Source organism: Myxococcales bacterium, assembly GCA_022184915.1.
Classification (GTDB): domain Bacteria; phylum Myxococcota_A; class Polyangia; order Fen-1088; family Fen-1088; genus JAGTJU01.
This window is the reverse complement of sequence record JAGTJU010000005.1, coordinates 558,781-575,783: the sequence shown is the minus strand read 5'-3', so window position 1 is coordinate 575,783 and position 17,003 is coordinate 558,781. Positions and strand designations below refer to the sequence as shown.

At 64.6% G+C, this 17,003-nt stretch carries 11 protein-coding genes; 4 read left to right on the top strand and 7 right to left on the bottom strand.

All coding sequences use genetic code 11. The features are described 5' to 3' along the window. The first annotated feature begins 856 nt into the window (after positions 1–856). Entirely contained in the window at positions 857–2,008 is a 1,152-nt protein-coding gene (locus tag KA712_20870; protein ID MCG5055426.1) for a DUF1566 domain-containing protein, read from the top strand. Then, positions 1,941–2,468 (top strand): DUF1566 domain-containing protein, encoded by a 528-nt coding sequence (locus tag KA712_20865; protein MCG5055425.1) that lies wholly within the window; start codon positions 1,941–1,943, stop codon positions 2,466–2,468. The genes KA712_20870 and KA712_20865 overlap by 68 nt, the downstream gene beginning before the upstream one ends. A 1,121-nt stretch (positions 2,469–3,589) precedes the next feature. Here the strand turns inward: KA712_20865 and KA712_20860 are convergent. The 5 genes from KA712_20860 to KA712_20840 all read right to left on the bottom strand — a co-directional run bounded on the left by KA712_20860 (position 3,590) and on the right by KA712_20840 (position 12,496). Continuing rightward, positions 3,590–4,024, bottom strand: a complete 435-nt coding sequence (locus KA712_20860) for a hypothetical protein (GenBank protein MCG5055424.1) — start codon at positions 4,022–4,024, stop codon at positions 3,590–3,592. Positions 4,025–4,138: 114 nt separating this feature from the next. Continuing rightward, positions 4,139–4,534, bottom strand: a complete 396-nt coding sequence (locus KA712_20855; GenBank protein MCG5055423.1) for a type II toxin-antitoxin system VapC family toxin — start codon at positions 4,532–4,534, stop codon at positions 4,139–4,141. Further along, a complete protein-coding gene (locus KA712_20850; GenBank protein ID MCG5055422.1) occupies positions 4,519–4,767 on the bottom strand; it encodes a type II toxin-antitoxin system prevent-host-death family antitoxin in 249 nt (82 codons plus the stop codon). Before KA712_20850 ends, KA712_20855 begins: the two co-directional genes overlap by 16 nt. Positions 4,768–4,919: 152 nt before the next feature. Then, positions 4,920–9,596: a hypothetical protein gene (locus KA712_20845; GenBank protein ID MCG5055421.1), complete on the bottom strand. Its 4,677-nt coding sequence runs from the start codon at positions 9,594–9,596 to the stop codon at positions 4,920–4,922. 401 nt (positions 9,597–9,997) lie between these two features. Beyond that, positions 9,998–12,496: a hypothetical protein gene (locus tag KA712_20840; protein MCG5055420.1), complete on the bottom strand. Its 2,499-nt coding sequence runs from the start codon at positions 12,494–12,496 to the stop codon at positions 9,998–10,000. 185 nt (positions 12,497–12,681) lie between these two features. On the opposite strand from KA712_20840, the gene KA712_20835 reads away from it, so the two are divergent. After that, complete coding sequence (locus KA712_20835) at positions 12,682–12,864, top strand: hypothetical protein (GenBank protein ID MCG5055419.1); 183 nt, start codon at positions 12,682–12,684, stop codon at positions 12,862–12,864. A gap of 146 nt (positions 12,865–13,010) precedes the next feature. After that, positions 13,011–14,708 (top strand): FG-GAP-like repeat-containing protein, encoded by a 1,698-nt coding sequence (locus KA712_20830; GenBank protein MCG5055418.1) that lies wholly within the window; start codon positions 13,011–13,013, stop codon positions 14,706–14,708. Positions 14,709–14,727: 19 nt separating this feature from the next. On the opposite strand, the gene KA712_20825 is transcribed toward KA712_20830, so the two are convergent. Then, positions 14,728–15,378: an NADPH-dependent F420 reductase gene (locus KA712_20825; protein ID MCG5055417.1), complete on the bottom strand. Its 651-nt coding sequence runs from the start codon at positions 15,376–15,378 to the stop codon at positions 14,728–14,730. A gap of 243 nt (positions 15,379–15,621) precedes the next feature. Then, entirely contained in the window at positions 15,622–16,884 is a 1,263-nt protein-coding gene (locus KA712_20820; GenBank protein ID MCG5055416.1) for a hypothetical protein, read from the bottom strand. Positions 16,885–17,003: the final 119 nt, after the last annotated feature.

The following is a 17,003-nucleotide window of genomic DNA, read 5'->3' as shown; positions in this document are numbered from 1 at the left end:
CAATCTTTCGGTGTGGCTGCTTTGTTTGGGGGCAATGTCATGTTCGAAAACAACGGTCTTGCGAACGTCGTTAGCTGTGACCGTCGAAAGCGAATTTGCGGTAGGCACCGAGGTAAACAGAATAGAGGCCACGTACGCGAACGTGCGCGGAACCAGCGCTCCTCAAATACTGGATCTGCTGGCGCCGCAAACATTCCCCGTAACCTTTAGACCCGTTAGTTCACCTGGCGCTGACGGCGAGGAAATGAGGGTCACCGTCACGGCGTTTCTCGACGACGTGGCGGTCGTGTCGCAGAAAGTGACGACCTTCTTGATCAAGGACAAGCATGCTTTCTTGACTGTGAGGCTAAACAGGAGCTGCGCGTCAGCCGTGATTGCGTGCAACGAGACGCAGACCTGCCTTGATGGTACTTGTGGCGCCATTCCCCGGCGGGCAGCGACACTCATCGTCGAGGCCGACGGGGGCTCCAGTGACGATGCGCTTTCCGGCCCAACGGCTGGTGACGGGGGAGCGAAAGCAGAGTGCGTTTCTGACAGCGACTGCACTTCAAACCATTGTGCTGATGGCGTGTGTTGCGACGTTGCGTGCACCGGAAAGTGCCAAGCTTGCAATCTTCCGGGCTCGCTTCGTGTTTGCAAACCGGTTCCAGAAAACGCCGCAGACCCACGCAAGATCTGCCAAGACAAAGGCCAGTGCGACACCACTGGCCTGTGCGATGGGAGAGGGGGCTGTGCGTTCTACGGTGTTGCGACTCTGTGTGGTGGCCCTCAAACGTGCGTTGAAGGCGTGCATACGCCGCAACGCAATTGCAATGGCGCTGGTGCATGCAGCCCAGCGGTTCCAAGCCCTTGCCCGATGGGGCTCGCGTGTAGAGATGGCACCTGTACCGGGTCTTGCACCGTTGACGCCGATTGTGGCAACAGCATCGATTTCTATTGCGATCGCGACATGTGCAAGCAGAAAATCGGCAAGGGCATGAGATGCGCGACGGGCAATAGCTGCGCCACGGGATTTTGTGTTGATGGGGTGTGCTGCGGAAACGCAACCTGCGGTGTTTGCCAAGCCTGCAACGTGAACGGCATGGGCACATGCAGCGCGGTGCCTTCTGGGAACATGGACCCTCGAGGTTTATGCTTGAACCAAGGGCCCGCCAATGCATGCGGCACCACTGGCTTTTGTGATGGCGACAGCGCCTGTGCCTACTACCCAAGCACCACGGCATGTGGAGCGGGCGCGAGTTGCTCTGCTGCCATGTACACGGCCGCGAGTCAGTGCGACGGCAGAGGTGCTTGCGTGAGTGTTGCGTCGGTGGCATGCCCCAAGGGGCTGGGCTGCCTCAGCGCTACGGAATGCAGAGGTTCATGCCGTGCAGACGGCGACTGTGTGTCATCGTCGATGTATTGCTCTGCGGGCCAGTGCGTGCCGAAGTTGGGCAATGGGGCCATATGTGCTGCAGGCGGGTGCGCTTCGGGCAATTGCGTGAACGAGATTTGCTGCAGCGAAGCGTGCGTGGACCAGGGAGCGGCGTCTTGCGGGCAAACGGGTGTGTGTGGGGCGGGGGGGACGTGTCAGAAGTACACGTGCACGTGTGATGGCTTTGTAATGCCCAACCCTGCATCTGCCGTGGGGCTGCCAAACCCGACGTCCTATTCATCTACCGCAGGTTCGGGATTCGTAGTCGACAACGTAACCAACCTCGCGTGGGAGCAACCCATCGGTTCGGCGAGCATGGACCAGGTGGCGGCCTTGAAGTACTGTGCTGACAAGGGCGGCGGCTGGCGTCTGCCCACGATGGTGGAGCTATATTCGCTGGTTGACTTCACGCGCAGCGATCCCGCAATCGATATTGCGGCATTCCCCAACACACCCAGTAGCTACTTCTGGACCTCTACCGCGGTGACGGGCGATCCCTCCAGAGCGTGGGGGATCTACTTCTTTTATGGCAGCGCGAGCACAAGCACCGTTAGCAGTACAGTCCAGGTTCGTTGTGTGCGATCGATGCTTTGAGGACCTAACCATCGGAGACATCATGAAGTACTTCGCACTTGGTGCCGCTTCCTTTGTGACCGTCTTGGCGGCGACCGCGGCGTTTGCCGGTTTGCCATGCTATCCGTCGCCACGCTTTACCGTGAGTGCGACCGAGGTGGTCGACGGTAAAACAGGGCTGACCTGGCAACGTTCTGTAGCCCCTGAAGCAAAAACGTGGGCCGATGCGAAGACCTATTGCCCCACGGTCGGAGCCAACTTTCGCTTGCCCAGCGTGAAAGAACTTCTGACAATCGTAGACTTCACGAGGAGTGAGCCTGCGATAGACACAGCGGTGTTCCCGGGCACGAAGTCCGCAAGTTTTTGGACCTCTTCCCCGGTGGCGGGCAGTCCCCCATTCGCGTGGTTCGTAGGTTTCGAGTCCGGCGTCACGAACGGTCTCGGCGTGGGCGAGACGTCTCAGGTTCGTTGTGTACGCTAACACCCAATGCGCACCTGCCGGTCATGGCCGGGCGCTGCGAATCCCGCACCTGCAGAACCAGCGGCGCTCGACAGGCCCTGCGCCGCAATGGCGAGCTTCGACGGTGTCCGGGGCTGGATTCACCATCTGGCGGTGGCGGACGACCGGCGCCACCGCGGCATGCGACGCGCTTGGTGCGGCGTGCCGTAAAGTCCGGTCTCGAGAACCTGGGTTGCCCGAAGAAAGATGATGATGAAACTGAACAGACTTCTGGTGTTAGCGATCTTCCTCAGTTCGGGGTGCGCGAGTGGATGGAAGGTTCAGGGCGGGCCCAAGCAATGCGTGGAGATCTGTACCGGTTGGGGTCTACACTTCGCCGGGATGGTTGCTGTCGGAGATCAATCATCGATGGGACCCGGTGCGAGCGCTTGTGTATGCCAGGTTTCGCCTGTCGTCGCTCGTTCAGAACCAGGTGCGCCTTCGGCCGCAGTATCATCGCTTGCCGGTCCCATCACTGCGGCTCAAGCGGCCGCTGCTGCCAATCTGGCACTTCAACAACGGACGATGCAGATGCAGGGTGGCCGGTCTCCGCGCTGACCGCATCGACCCACGACGACGGCGAAGTGGGGGGCCGGTCCCAACGAGCATCTGTGGGGTGCTTCCTCTGAGGTCGAGGCGGGCATGGGCCATGCTTCGGTGGTCGGTAATTCGAGACAGTCCCCATGATGCGCGCCGCTTCTGAAGCCTGTCCTCCGGGTCAGGCTGGCGGCTTCCGGCGGTGGGGCAGCAGGTTGTCGAGACGCGAGGCAGGCAGGATGGGATCCGATTCGGAGATTCGGACGAGGGCAGGCGCATCCACAAGTTGACGATTCGGTTGACGATTCTCGCCTCAGGTTGACGACTCATCGCCTGGCATTGACGATTCTGTTGACGAATCGTGAACTCGAACAACATTCAGGCTGCGCTGAGGGCGTTAATTGACCGGGGCGACCCATTTGGCAGCGGCGACGTGGTCGCAGCGCATGGCGCATCGCGCCATGCTGTGGGCGTCACCTGCGGCGAATGTGGGTCTACCGCCATCTGCGAGAGAATGTGGGCCGCCTTGGGGGGGCGCACGTGGATCCGTCCACTCCCCCCGCGGTTCAGCTTCGTTGGGCTTTGGGCTCGGCCTCCGACGAGATAGCGTTGCACGTCTCACCCGAAAGAATGAGACTAGCGCCAACGAGGACTTCATCGAACCCGGCGGTCCCGTAGGAGTGTCTTTCGCGAAGCACCACCAGCTGCTCGTGGGGACGCATGCTGCGCGTCTGGGCCGAGTGCGGCGGCAACACCGTGACGGGTGCCGCTTCGTAGAGCGCCAGCGCTCTCTTCTTTCCCAGGCCCGGCGGGACGAGAACGAACCGCACCTCCATAGCGCGATCGCAATCGTTCTTGATGAGCACGGGGAAAGGCTTGTCGGTCTTTTCAGCCTTGGCTCGTCCTCGCGCTTCCTTCGCGGCGGCAGGAGCCGCGGCGAGGATACAAGCCAGAACCGCCGCACCGGTGGCCGGAAAGCGCCGTATCTCACTCGACCTCATGACCGTGGACGTTACCACGGCCTGCCATGATGAGGGGCGCAAGGTCGCGCTGCCCGGCAGCGAGCTGGGACGGCCGCCAACATGGCCGAACCCATTCAGCCGCTTGGTCGCATCTCACCAGAGCACGTTCACGGGGTACCGATGTATCCATTCATCGGGGGTCACCAGCGTCAACCCACCCTCGATGGCCTGGGACACCAGCAACCGATCGAAGGGATCGCGATGAACTTCGGGCAGTTCCGTCGAACGATAGCAATCGCCCGACCTGATGGGCAATCGGGTCAGTTGCCACACCGCCGCTTGCTCCTCGATCCAGGTGCGCGGGGGAGCCGGCAGCCCGAGCTTTTTCGTCTGCCACTTGGTGCATATCTCCCAGACGGAGACATCACTGAGGAGGATGTCCCGGCATGTATCGATGGCCTCGCGGGCGTTCTCGCTGAGCTTCTCGGACTCGCAGGTGAGCCAGATGAAGGAACAGGTATCGAGCAGAAGCTTCAACCGATTCCCCACACATCGAGATCCTCACCCTCGAGAGGCGCAAACACGTCTGCCTCCTGTCGTACGGGTTTCGATGTCGCGACCCCCACGCGCGGCCGGGTCGAACGATTCGATGTCGCGTCCACCGCGGTCAGGCGGGCGGCGGGGACACTGCCGCGAAGAATGATGATCTCCTCGCCGGCCTCGACCTCCGCCAGCAAACGCGAAAGATGCGTTTTGGCTTCATGCGTTGTCACCGTCTTCATCTCTGAGGTATGCGGTGGCGTGTGGACTTAGTCAAGGCTAAGTCTTGGGTGCTCGGCTCCTGGGCGGCGTCGCTCACGCCCCCGGAGCGGAGCTTCTTGCCAGAACGACGACAGCCCGCAGCGGGGATGCCCCCACCGCGGGCCCACAGCCCTTAGCCGCGCCTCGAACGACCCCGGCGAGGCCGAAGCGCGAGCGAAGTCAGCGCCGCCAGCAGCAGGGTGCCCCAATCCGCGTCGGGGCTTCCCGTGGGTGAGCCGTAGGCACAACCCCCGCCCGAGACCACCACGGGCAAGTCCTGGGCCACGGCACAGGTGTTCGTCCGCGCGCTGCAGATGCCCGTAGCGCACACGGCGGCGCTGAGGGCCGGCGTGCAGAGGCCGTCGTGGATGGGGTCGACCGGCAGCGCAGCACCCGAACTCAGCTTTGGCTTGCACAGGAGCACCAGGCGGTCGCAGAAGCGCAAGGGGCCGCACGCCTCATCCTGCGCGCAAGCGTCTGGGCTGTTGGGCACACAGACGTCGTCCTGCGCGCTGCAAACACCGCTTTGGCACAGCTTGCCGCCGCTCAGCCGCGAGCAGGAGCCCTGCCCATCAGCCCAGCCACAACGCCCGTTCTGCGCGCAGAAGCCAACCTCACACACCGTTGAGGTGGTGCACAACGCGCCCGAGGCCTCCGCGCAGGTGTTCGCGGCTGCGTTGCACAGCCCCGAAGCGCAGACAGCCGCTGCCTCACCGGGCATGCACACGCCCTGGTGCAGACCGTCCTTGGGCAGGGGCACGCCGGCGCCGAGGCGAGGCACGCAGGTCAGCATCGTGCCGTTGCAGTAGGTGCTCGCGCCGCAATCGGCGTCCACGGCACAGGCCCCTGTCTGCGCCGGCACACAGCGGCCGCCCGTGGCGCTACACACGCCGCTTTGGCACAGGGCGCCCGTGGTGGCCATGCAGCCGGGGGCTCCGTCGGGGATCCCGCACAGGCCGTTGCTGCCGCAGGTGCTGGTGTCGCAGCCTGCATCCGAGGCACAAACACCTCCCACAGGACGCGCACACGTGTTCTGAGTGGCGTTGCAGCGGCCGCTTTCGCAAGCGCCGGACAGGCCCGTGGAGGGGCAAGCGCCCCGCACAGGGTCCATGGGCAAAGTTGCACCCGCCGGCAACTTGGCCTGGCAAAGGCCTGTGCCGTTGCAGAAGGCGGTGTTGGGGCACTCGGAATCCAGGGCGCAACCATTCGCACCACAGACGCCGCTCATCGTGCACACGCCCGATTGACAGCCGCTGCCGTTGCCGGCCTCGCAGCCCGGCTCGCCGTCGGCCCAGCCGCAGCGGCCGTTGCGGCCACAGACGTTCGAGACGCAGTCGGCGGCCGCCGCACAGGTTTCACCCGTGGCGGTCGCGCAGGAGCCGGCCACCGCGTTGCAGAGCCCCGTGGCGCAAGCCGAGCTCATGCCCTGGGTGCAGGTGACCGCTACCGGCAAGGGCGCCCCCGGCGCAAGCCTGGGCTTGCAGGTTTTGCTCGACGGCTCGCAGAACTGCGCGTCGGCGCAGTCATCGTCGCTCCCGCAGCCTGCCCCCCCCGAGGGGACACAGACGCCGCTCTCCGGACCGCAGGTGCCGCTTTGGCAGACAGCAGCCGCCGTGGCGCCGGTGCACGTGCCCGATCCTGCCTCGAAGCCGCAGCGGCCGTTGCCCCCGCAGTGGTTCACCGCGCATTCCGCAGCCGTGGTGCAGGCAGAGGAAGGCGTGCCGCCGCAGGTGCTCGTGGTGGCGTTGCACGCCCCCGAGGCACAAACGGCCGCGCCCACCTCCGGCGTGCACGCGCCGTCGTGTTGCCCATCGTTGGGCAGGGGCGCGCCAGGCGCAAGGCGATCACGGCAGGTGTTGGCGTTGCGGTCGCAGAAACGCTCGGCGCCACAATCCGCGTCCACCCAGCAGCCCCCGCCCGTGCCCAGACATACGCCCGCGGTCGCGCTGCAGACGCCCGAGGCGCAGATGGTCGAAGCGTTGTCGCTGGTGCAAGGGCCCGCGCCACGGGCCAACCCGCAGAACCCCTCGGACGTGCAGACATTGGTCACGCAGGCCGTGGGCGCCGTGCAGGCGTTGCCGCTGGGGTTGGCGCAGGTGTTGGTGACCGGGTTGCAGGCGCCGCTCGCGCAGACGTTGACCGCCAGGGAGGGCGTACAGGTTCCGTCGTGGAGCTTGTCGGTGGGCAAGGGCGCCCCCGGCTCGAGCTTCGGCTGGCAGGTGAGCGTGCCCGCGTCGCAATAGCCGGCGCCCGCGCAGTCGACGTCGGAGCCACAGCCGCCGTTGCCCGCGGGGATGCAGACCGCACCCGCCGCGCTGCAGACGCCGGATTGGCAGGAGGAGGCCGCCGTTGCCGTGCTACACGGCCCTTCACCCAGCCCAAGGCCGCAAAGGCCGTTGCCGCCGCAGACGTTGGTCTGGCAAGCCGCCGCTCCGCTGCAGGCAGAGCCCAGCCCGCCCGCGCAGGTGGTGGTGGATTCGTTGCAAAGTCCCGTCGCGCAGACCGCGAGGGCCGAGGCGCAGGCGCCCCCGTGAAGCCCGTCATTTGGGATGGGCGCGCCCGCCAGGCGCTTCGTCACGCACGAGAGCAACGCCCGGTCACAGTAGTGGGTGCCCGCGCAGTCCGCGTCCACCCAGCAGGCGCCAGAGCCGGCGGGCAAGCACACCCCGCCGGTGCTGCAGGCCCCCGACTGGCAGACCGTTGCGGCGGTTCCCGCGGTGCAGCTGCCCGTTCCGCTGGGAGCCCCACACTGACCGTTGCCACCGCAGACGTTGTTGGCGCAGCTCGCATTGTTGGCGCAGAGCGCGTTCAGCGCGCTGGCGCAGGTGTTGGTGATCGCGTTGCACAGGCCCGTCGTGCACACCGCCGTGGCCACGTTGCTGGTGCAAACGCCGCCATGCAATCCGTCGTCGGGAATGGTGCTGCCCGGGCCCAGCTTGGGCGTGCAGGTGAACGTGCTCCGAACGCAGAAGCTATCGGAAGCGCAATCGCCGTCGCCATAGCAGCGGCCATTGCCGGCGGGCACACAAACGCCGCCGGTGCTGCAGGCCCCCGATTGGCAATAGGTACCCGCGTTGGCCCCCGTGCACCCCGCGGTGCCGTTGGTACCCCCACACAGGCCGTTGCTGCCGCAGAGGTTGCCCGTGCACATGGCAGCCGCCGTGCAAGCCGTGCCCGCCGCAGCGGCACAGGTGTTCGTCGCGGTGTTGCAGGCTCCCGTGCTGCAGACGGCGCTGGCGTTCGCGGGGCTACAGGTGCCATCGTGAAGCCCATCCGAGGGGATCGAGGCTCCGGCGGCGAGCTTGCTCTTGCAGCTGAAGCTGCTGCGCTCGCAGTACTGGTTCGACGCGCACTCGCCGTCCACGTAGCAGGCCCCGCTGGCGGCCGGGATGCAGACACCTGCCGTGCTACAGGCGCCCGACTGGCACACGGTGGTCGCGTTGCTCGGCGTGCAGCTGCCCGAACCGTTCGTGTAGCCACAGGTGTTGTTGCTGGTCGAACAAACACCCGACGCACAGTAAAGCTGCCCAGCCCCCACGCTGCAGGTTCCGCCCGGGATGGCTTGCCCATTGGCGGCCTTGGCGGCACATGTGCCACCGGCGCAGTAGTTCGCGGGCCCGCAGTCGTTGGCCCCGGCGCAGCTCGTGAGGCAACGTCCCGTGTCGCTGTTGCAGAAGGCGCCCGCGTGGGTGGCGCCGGCGGCGGTGCAGTCGGCGTTCGTGCTGCACAGGCCGCAGTAGCCGCTGGCAGCGCAATAGGGCGCCCCGCTCGCGCAGGACGCCGTCGCTCCCGTCCCGAAGTCGCCGCCGCACGCCGCGCACGAGCCCGCGCCCACGCCCGACGTGCGGCAAGCCGGGTAGGCCGCCGCGCTGCAGGCGTGGGACGTACTGGACCCGAAGTTGCCATCACAGGCCGTCATGCAGCTGTTGTGGGACGAGGACAGGTTACACCCATCGCCGCCGCCGCAGGTCGTGGCCTCGATCGTACAGGTTCCGCACACGTTCTTGACGGGATCGCAGATGGTGCCGAAGGAGGAACCCACGCAGTCGCTGTTGCTATTGCAGCAGGCCGCTTGCGCCGTGGCGCCGTTGTCAGTGACGTAAAGCTCGAGGAACTCGTGCAGGTTCCACGAACCTCCCGTCGAGCCCGTGAACCCAACGAAAAAGTCGCTCCCCAGCAAGGTGGGAAGATCCAGGGTGGCCGTGAGGGCGGTGGAGGCAGGTTTGGTGTCCGACTGAGACACGAAAACGTTCAGCGTCTTGGAGGTGCTCAGGTAGTCGATCCAGATGTTGAACGGCGTGCCGTCCGTGGGGTTGAAGGCGTTCGAGAGCTGGGAGAAGCGAACGACCGGCAGACCCGTGTTGTCGGTGGCGCTGTGAGACGCTGCACCGTTGCGGGTCAGTGCAATGTGGGGGCCGGAGGGGTCACTCGAGTTCTGGTAGGTGTCGAACTCCACCACCACCGAGTTCGTGAGCGTGGCGTAACCCACGCCTCCGCCCAGCTGACCCAACGCCGAAGTGCCCGCGGCGTTGTTGTGCATGATGAAGGCCATGCCGTCGGCAGGCTGAGCCGACCCGGGCGAGATCTTCACCTTCATTTGAATGTGGAAGTTCTGCGCCGTCGAGAACTTGCTCTGGTACATGGCCGAGCCGCCCTGGTTGCCCTGGTTCTTCGTGATGACGATGCTCTCGTCCGTCAGGGTAGCGGTGCCGTTGAGCTTGAAGTTCGCCAGAACGGGGCCACCGCGGTAGCACACATCGTTGGCCGCCTGGGCCCGCTTGGCGCCGGACAGCCCGAGGCCGATGGCCACAAGGAAGGCCCAAAAGGCCCTGGTGCGACGGGGCGCCCGAGGCCGTTTGGCGGCGAGACGAGCTCGTGGGGCAAGGCTGGAAGGCGAAAGGGAGTGACAGAGGAAACGAGCGTAGCGCGACATGCCCCGGGAGCTATCGGCATGCGCCTGCCGAAACGTGAGGCCCCCCGGGCCGGAAGCGAGGGCTGAGGCTGCGAGACGGCTCACGTTGAAGGAACGGCAGCGAGATTGAGGATGCGAGACGGCTTACGTCAGTTGCCAGAAACATTCAACGCGGGATAGTTATGACGCGGAGTGGCGTGGTGTTTGAACTTCCTGTGCGCCACGGCGTGGCTTCACCAGGGGCGCGAGCCAGTTGAGGACGATGGTGGGAGCTCGTGAGGGCTGCGTGTCGCGCACGCTCATCGGGCGGTCGCAGGCACCGAGATCTCGTGTGACAGAGCCGCGGCCGGACCGCTCGTGACGACGTCTGCCCTGACGAGCCATCGCCGTACGCCAAGGCGAGGCACTCGGCGAACAATCGTGACCGCTTCGCCGTTCGTTGGAACTTCGATGGGCATCACGATCTCGGTGGGGATCTCCGGGCGTTGTCGAAGACCCACCGGCGGTTCACCTTCAGGGATCTGAAGCTCGACAGCCGGCCAGCGTCTCTGGCGAAACGTTTTCTCCCACCTGGACTCCGAGATCACTTCGTCCGGGGCTACGTCTGCCCGTAGCGACTCCCTCCACAGACCGAGCGCCTGCCTCGGATGAGCGGCGACAGCCGCAAGGTCGCCGGCGGGGTCAGGAGATCGGCATCCGGCGCCGGTCCCTCGTTCCCCGCCGATGATCCTGAACGCAGCGTCAGCCCTGGAGATCGCTCCGTAAGACGACTTTAGCGCCAGCGTGATCTCGAGGTCGCACGTGACGGCCCCGCAGGTTTTCACGGAGGCGGCAAGTTCGAGATCGGCGCGGACAGCCCTGGGGCTTATGGACTGAGAGAGGGAGAGCACGCGGTGGTCGCGAACCAGCGTCGCGCGTGCGTGCAGCGGAGCGAACGACATCCGCTCTGGAAGCCGAAGCGTCACCAGTCCACCCTTTTCGCGCAAACGCTCTGAGCTGACGAGCTCGTTCGTACGAGCGTCGAAAACGTCGACCCACACCGAGGAAGATCCGTATCCCGAGCCCGCGAGCCATCGCAGGGTCTGTGCCGGCTCGGCGTCCGGCCCAGGGACCACGGTCTGAGGCAAGAGGTAAAGGCGCAGCTTTGCGAGGACCCCGCGGGCTTCCAGGTCCTCTGCACGGCCAACGAAGATGTGGGACACGGCTTCGATGGCCCGCTCGCGAGCGTCGACGCGGATTCGGTAGACTCCGGGCACCAAGGCCGGCAACGTCAGATAGGTATGCCCACAGCGATCAAAGGTGACGCTCTGTTGGCCGATGGTTCGAGCCACCTCCCAGTCGCTTAGCTCGGCATCCATTCCAGCGACGTTTTGGGAGGGGAGGTCCCGGTCGGGTCTCAGTTCGCTAAGTGGTCCGCGCGGCATCCGAGAGACCAGCTCCGCGTTCGGGGACGCCCTCAATGCCGGTAGTGTCTTGGGCGGTGACAACATCTCAATCGTGAGCGTCGCTTCGCCGGACACTGCATCGCTCCTGAACGTCCGCCAGTGAAGCTCGACCCCCTTGCCCCCGCTTGCCTCGAGCCACCTGTCCGAGCTCGTCAACACCGAGGAGGCGGCAGTGGCTCCGGCCCTGAACACGACGTCGTCCCAGAGGAAGGCGGCGTCTTTGTGGGCACTCTTGTTTGCGGGAGCGGCCCCAACGACCAACCGGAAACTGCGATGGGGCCAAGCCGGATAGGAGAAAGTCCGTTTGGGGTCGGATTCGCTATCGAACAGCCACGCGCGCGGTGTGAGCGTGAACGAAAAGTGACCATCCGCTTCCACCTTGAAATCACCGCGCTGAAGCACGCGGGCTGCCGCGGGAAGCTCGTTGCCGTTGTAAGGGTTGCCCTGTGAGTCCAAAAGCCACCAGCGTCCCTGCCATCGCCGATTCGGCGGGCGCGCCGGGCGGCTGACGATCTCTCCGCGAACGCTCATGGGCTCGCCGAGTCGAGCTTCCTTCGGGTACTGATCGATCGAGAGCCAGGGACCCGCAGGGCTCGTTTGTTTCGATTGACTCAAGCTGCGCGTGAGCTCCTGCAGGCGATGATTGCGTAGAGCTGCTTCGCGGAGCTCCGGATCGGCATCAGGGGTCGAGGACGGATGAATGTGTGACCAGGTCAGAGTTTCATCGGTTCCTTTTCTGGCCGAAAGGACATAAACATGATTGAGGCGAGCGGATAAAAAGGGGACCCAAGCCCACCCGTCCGGCCCAGACAAGGCCGAGTGCTCCACGCCGTCGCTCCACACCGAGGCCACGGCCCCCACTATCGGTTTTCCGTCTTCGAGAGACAGGACGTGGACCCCCAGGCCCCGTTCCGCAGCCACCCCCCGATTCGGCCACAGTAACAAGTTGCTGATGTTGATGATGCCGTCTGGTTGGGCGCCGTTGGGGTGTCCCCTCCGTCCGCCATCGGGCGTGGCTTGCAGAAGGTAAGCGCCCGGGGCGTGCGCTGGCATGGGCAATCGCCGCAGACCTCCAGCGCGGCGGGCGGCGCCGTCGAAGGCGACCTTCCAGGTCCTGGTCTGCTCGTGTTCGTGGCCTTGCTCTATCGCCCTTCCGATCGGGCGCTTCGTTCTGGCCCGCTGCATCCCAAAGCCATACCAGTCGGAATGTTCCCGACCCTGTTTGCTTTCGTGTTTCGCGTGCAGCTTGACCGTGCGTAGGTCGAGGGTGGCCGGAGGTCGACCCTCGAGCCACAACTCGGACGCTGACGGGCTCGAAAGCCGCTCTCCCACGAGCGCGAGCTCCCCGTTCAAGAACGCCTCTTCAGAGTCGGCCCTCGTGCGTGCGAGCTCGGACGGAAATCCTGATGTTTCCGCCGCATTCTTCGTCAGGTCGCGCGCGGATCCTTTTGCCTCCGCCGAGGGCACATTCGTGGTGAATATCGCCTCGAGCAGCGCCGTCGACTGCAGAGCATGGGACAACGGCAGCAGGGACGAAGATGACCTTTCGCCCTCGGCAGGGACCGGAGGGGGCGCCCTTGGTGGCTCGTCTTCAGGCGTCGCTGGGGCGGGCGGAAAGGGTGGGCGCGGGGCTGAGGGAGGAAGCACGCACACCGGAGGAAGCGGCACTGCGGGGGCGCAGCACGGCGGTAACGCAGGTCAAGGGACCGGAGGTACCGTGAGCGCCGGGGGGACAACGCCCCCAGGCAACAACGGCAAGGCGACGTGCGCAGACTCATCAGGCAAGGACATTCCCTTGCAGAGGGTCGTAGTCGATTCCAGCCCGCCGAGCCCGGGCCCTCACCTTTCTTGCAAGGCCGTCGGCGACATGAATGGAGACGGGCTCGCCGACATCATCACGGGCGCTGAGCGAGGTGGGGACGTCGCCTGGTACGAATACCCGACCTGGAGCAAGCACGTCATCCAAACCGGGGTCGACTGCTACACGGACATGGACGTGTTTGACGTCGACGGTGACGGAGACCTCGATGTGATCTACCCCGAACACCAGGGGACCCCATCGGGCATGATCTGGCTCGAGAATCCCATGCCTTCCGGGAAGACGGGCGACAACTGGGTGAGGCGCAAGATCGGCAACGGGGGTGCCCATGACCTCGAGGTTGCGAAGAATCCCAAGGACGATCGGCTTTACGTTCTGGGGCATCAGCAGGAGGGGCGCCTCTTCGTTCAAACCGCCCCGAAGGCCACGACGTGGGACGAGTTTGCTCTGGAGGGGCTGGCGCTTGCCGACATAGACGGCGACCTCGACCTGGACATCATCCGGTTGGGATCTTGGCTCGAGAATCCTGGCGATGCCAAAGGTGTATGGAAGGCGTACAGCATAGGTCAAGCCTCGGGAGACAATGCCACCGCCGGCGACCTCAACGGTGACGGGCGAATCGACGTTCTGTTCACCCCGGGTCGCAGTGCCGGATCAACGACGTGGTGGGAGTCTCCGGCCGATCCGAAGCAGCCCTGGACTCGGCATGTCCTCGATCCCAATGCGGGCGCCCATACCCCCAACATCGTCGACGTGGATAACGATGGCGACCTTGACGTCATCCTCGGATCAGAGGCTGGCGAAGGAGTTGCGCTCTTCGTCAATGACGGAAAAGCGCAGCCAAGCTTTCGTAAACAGTTCGTAGCGATGGAGCCCCAGCACAACGTTCGCGTTGCTGACTTCGGGAACGACGGAGACATTGATTTCGCGGGAACCAACTTCCTGAAGGGGTCGCCCCTCGTCTTCTACGAAGTGAAATGCCCAGGGTCTCCCTCACCACCTGAAGTTGCACCGCCGAAGAGGAGCCTTTCGCTTTGGCTGGCGGCCGATCACGGTGTTTCGACGAGCGGGGGAAAAGTCTCCGTCTGGAAGGATCAGTCAGGCCGGGGAATCGATGCCTCCCAGACCAAGCCTGAACTTCAACCGGCACTGGTGGCAAATGCCATCAACGGTCGACCCGCGGTCCGGTTCGTTCCTTCTGACTTGGGCAAGTCCACGAACGGAAACCAGCTGGATTTCTCGTATGAGATCAACGGACTTTCGGAGCTCACGATTGCATTGGTCTCTGCCAACCTCAGTCGGCAGTGTCATGCGTTTGGATGTGAAAACACTCTCGACAATCACGGCACCCTCGCCGCTCCGATCTCGTGGCAGCAAAGTGGCGACTGGGGCACCACCTATCTGACGCCCCTGCAGGGGAACGTTAGCTTTCGCTTCGGCACGGGTGAAGAGGACAACGTGACGGTTTACGATCGGCCTTCCTCGGTCATGGAGTCCGTCACAGTCACCGTTGCCGTCAAGAAAGGAGCGGTTGAAGACCTTTACATCCAAGGGAACAAGGTCTTGACTGTATCCAACCAACTGACAACGCTGAAGAACAACAAGACATTGGGCCACCTTGGTCTAGGCCGCGCCAATACCTACTTTCACGGGGACATAGGCGAGGTCCTCGTTTACGAGGCCGCCCTCAGCGAGGCTGAGTTGAATCAGCTTCAGGCCTATCTGAAGGGAAAGTACTCGCCCTAAAACGCTCGAATCATGCGACTCAGAGGAGCGGCTTCGGGCGCCTCAGGGCCGACCACACGATGCCGGGCGGATGCGCGTGTGCACGCACCATGCGCACCCACAGCAGCGTCATGTGTTCCAGATGCAGCGCCTGCACCAGCCCCCCCACGTCAAGGGGCTCGAACCCGAGGTCGGTGATGAGTTGGGCCACGGCCTGCTTGGCGGCCGGGTCTTCTCCGCAGAACAGCATTGCGGGGCGGGTGTCATACCCGGGGTAGGCGGTATTCTCGAAGTTCTCGAAGCCGTAGATGCTAAAGGCCTTCACAACGCGCGCTCGGGGTGCCAAGTCCTGCACCCTTTCGCTGCCCGAGCGCTGGCTGGAAAGGCCATGGCTCAGCCCCGGCCCCACGGGGTTGGTGCAATCAACCAACACCTTGCCGGCGAGCGCGTCTGCGAGTGGGGGCAGCACCGTCTCGTTCGCGGCGAACGGCGTTGCCAGGAACACCACCTCCGCAAAGTCCACCGCCTGGGCCAGGGGCCGTGCGGACAGCCGCGGGGATCGGGCCAGCGCCTCCACGACGCTGCGCGAGCCGGGGCGGGCTTCTGCCAGGACCACGTCGTGTCCGGCGTTCGCCAGCCCTGCGGCCAGGGCCCCGCCCACCTGACCGGTGCCAATGAATGTGATCTTCATGTGACGTCCTTTCTGCGTGTTCTCACACTAGGGGGGCAGAAGGGCTTGGACAAGGCAACAGGACGAAACTCGTCGTTGCATGCGGTGCAACTATGGTGGCCGACGAGACGCTGGGGTCGTATTACGACCTGGCGTGGACCCACCTTTGGGGGGGCAGGGACGAATGCGCCCCGAGGGATGAGGTCCCGCTACGGGGCGGGGGCGAGGGGGACGTCCCCGCCCCGTAGGAAGGACGGGACAAGCTCAGTCGTAGACGCCGCCGGGCGGCTCTGCAGACAGGTTCGACTCGACCAGAATGCGCGAGAAAGTGGTTCCTTCCTCACGATACGCAAACTCGAGCGTGTGGCTGCCCGCGGAAAGCGTTGGCTGTACGACGGCATTCGAGGCGTTCGTGTCTCGCACGTCGGCCCAGCCGTAGTCGCCCACGCCCACGATGTTGTCCCACTTGATCCACGTGCCATGATCGATGCGCACCCAGAACGAATCGGACGATGTCGACGGCGCGGTGACCAGCACCCAGAACTTCACCTTCGTGGTGGCGCCCAGCTGGAAGTCGAAGCGGGCGTATCCGGTGTTGGGTGCGGCGTTCAGGCTGTTGTAGCCCGGGAACACCTTGGCCTCTTCGTCGGTCCAGTCGAAGAACATCGGCGACGAGAACGAGGCATTGTAGCCGTTGCGAATGACCAGGGGATAGTCACCCGACGTGAAGCCGGTGCACAACACCTGCGAAGGCGTTCCGGTGTATCCGGAGCGCATGGGCACCACGCGGAAACAGCCGGTGGCCTGGGCGTTGTAAACCAGGTTTGCGTTGTTTTGCACGGAAGAGAAGGCGCCTGAAGCCTGTTGCTTCTGGATCTGGTAGCTGGTGGCGCCTGCCACAGCCGTCCAAGTGAAGCGAATCCGGTTGCTGCCACTCACGGAGCTCAATACCGGAGCGGCCAGCGGGGAGGAGAAGGCGGTGGGTGAGTAGTTGACGTTGTCCGTGAACACGAGCGCGTCGAGCTGCACGTTGTTCTCACGGTACGCCACCTCAAAATCGTGGGCACCGGCGGACAGGTTGAACGTGACGGCCGGTTTGTTGCCGTTGACGCTGTCGTGAACGAAGTCCCAGTGCCAGGCCGAGCCGAGGGCGATGTCCATCCAGCGCACCCAGGTGCCGCCATCGAAGCGGACCCAGAGCGAATCCGAGTTGGTATCCGGCGCCTTCACGCGACCGAACACGCCGTAAACGCCCGCGTTCGCCAGCTCGATGCGGTATCGCGCGATCCCTGTTGCGGCCGGCGCGTTCAAGCTGTTGAGGCCCGAGGGAACCTTGACGAAAGAGCCGTCAGACGCCAGCACCGCGTCCTCGATCCGCAAAGGCGAGGTGATGCTGTTGCCATCTTCGCTGCTTGCGAGTCGGACCGACTCCGCTTCGACCCAGAGAGTGTCCGCTCGTGAGCTCCCTGCAGACAAGGGGGGCAGAACCGCGGCGGCCGCCAGGGACAGGAGAATCTTCGTACGCATGTATTTCCGTTTCTTGCATCCGGGGTGGAACAGCGTGGATGCATGCCAGGTGGACGGCGCCCTAGCGGAAAGTCGCACGAAAAAATGAGAGGCCCGCAGAGAAGGCGGCGCATACCAGC

What these genes read in the sequence shown, in the direction of transcription:
- KA712_20825 (MCG5055417.1), bottom strand. Translation starts at nt 15,378, where the DNA reads ATGAAGATCACATTCATTGGCACCGGTCAGGTGGGCGGGGCCCTGGCC.
- KA712_20835 (MCG5055419.1), top strand. Translation starts at nt 12,682, where the DNA reads ATGACCTTTCGCCCTCGGCAGGGACCGGAGGGGGCGCCCTTGGTGGCT.
- KA712_20820 (MCG5055416.1), bottom strand. Translation starts at nt 16,884, where the DNA reads ATGCGTACGAAGATTCTCCTGTCCCTGGCGGCCGCCGCGGTTCTGCCC.
- KA712_20830 (MCG5055418.1), top strand. Translation starts at nt 13,011, where the DNA reads ATGAATGGAGACGGGCTCGCCGACATCATCACGGGCGCTGAGCGAGGT.
- KA712_20860 (MCG5055424.1), bottom strand. Translation starts at nt 4,024, where the DNA reads ATGAGGTCGAGTGAGATACGGCGCTTTCCGGCCACCGGTGCGGCGGTT.
- KA712_20865 (MCG5055425.1), top strand. Translation starts at nt 1,941, where the DNA reads ATGGCAGCGCGAGCACAAGCACCGTTAGCAGTACAGTCCAGGTTCGTT.
- KA712_20870 (MCG5055426.1), top strand. Translation starts at nt 857, where the DNA reads ATGGGGCTCGCGTGTAGAGATGGCACCTGTACCGGGTCTTGCACCGTT.
- KA712_20850 (MCG5055422.1), bottom strand. Translation starts at nt 4,767, where the DNA reads ATGAAGACGGTGACAACGCATGAAGCCAAAACGCATCTTTCGCGTTTG.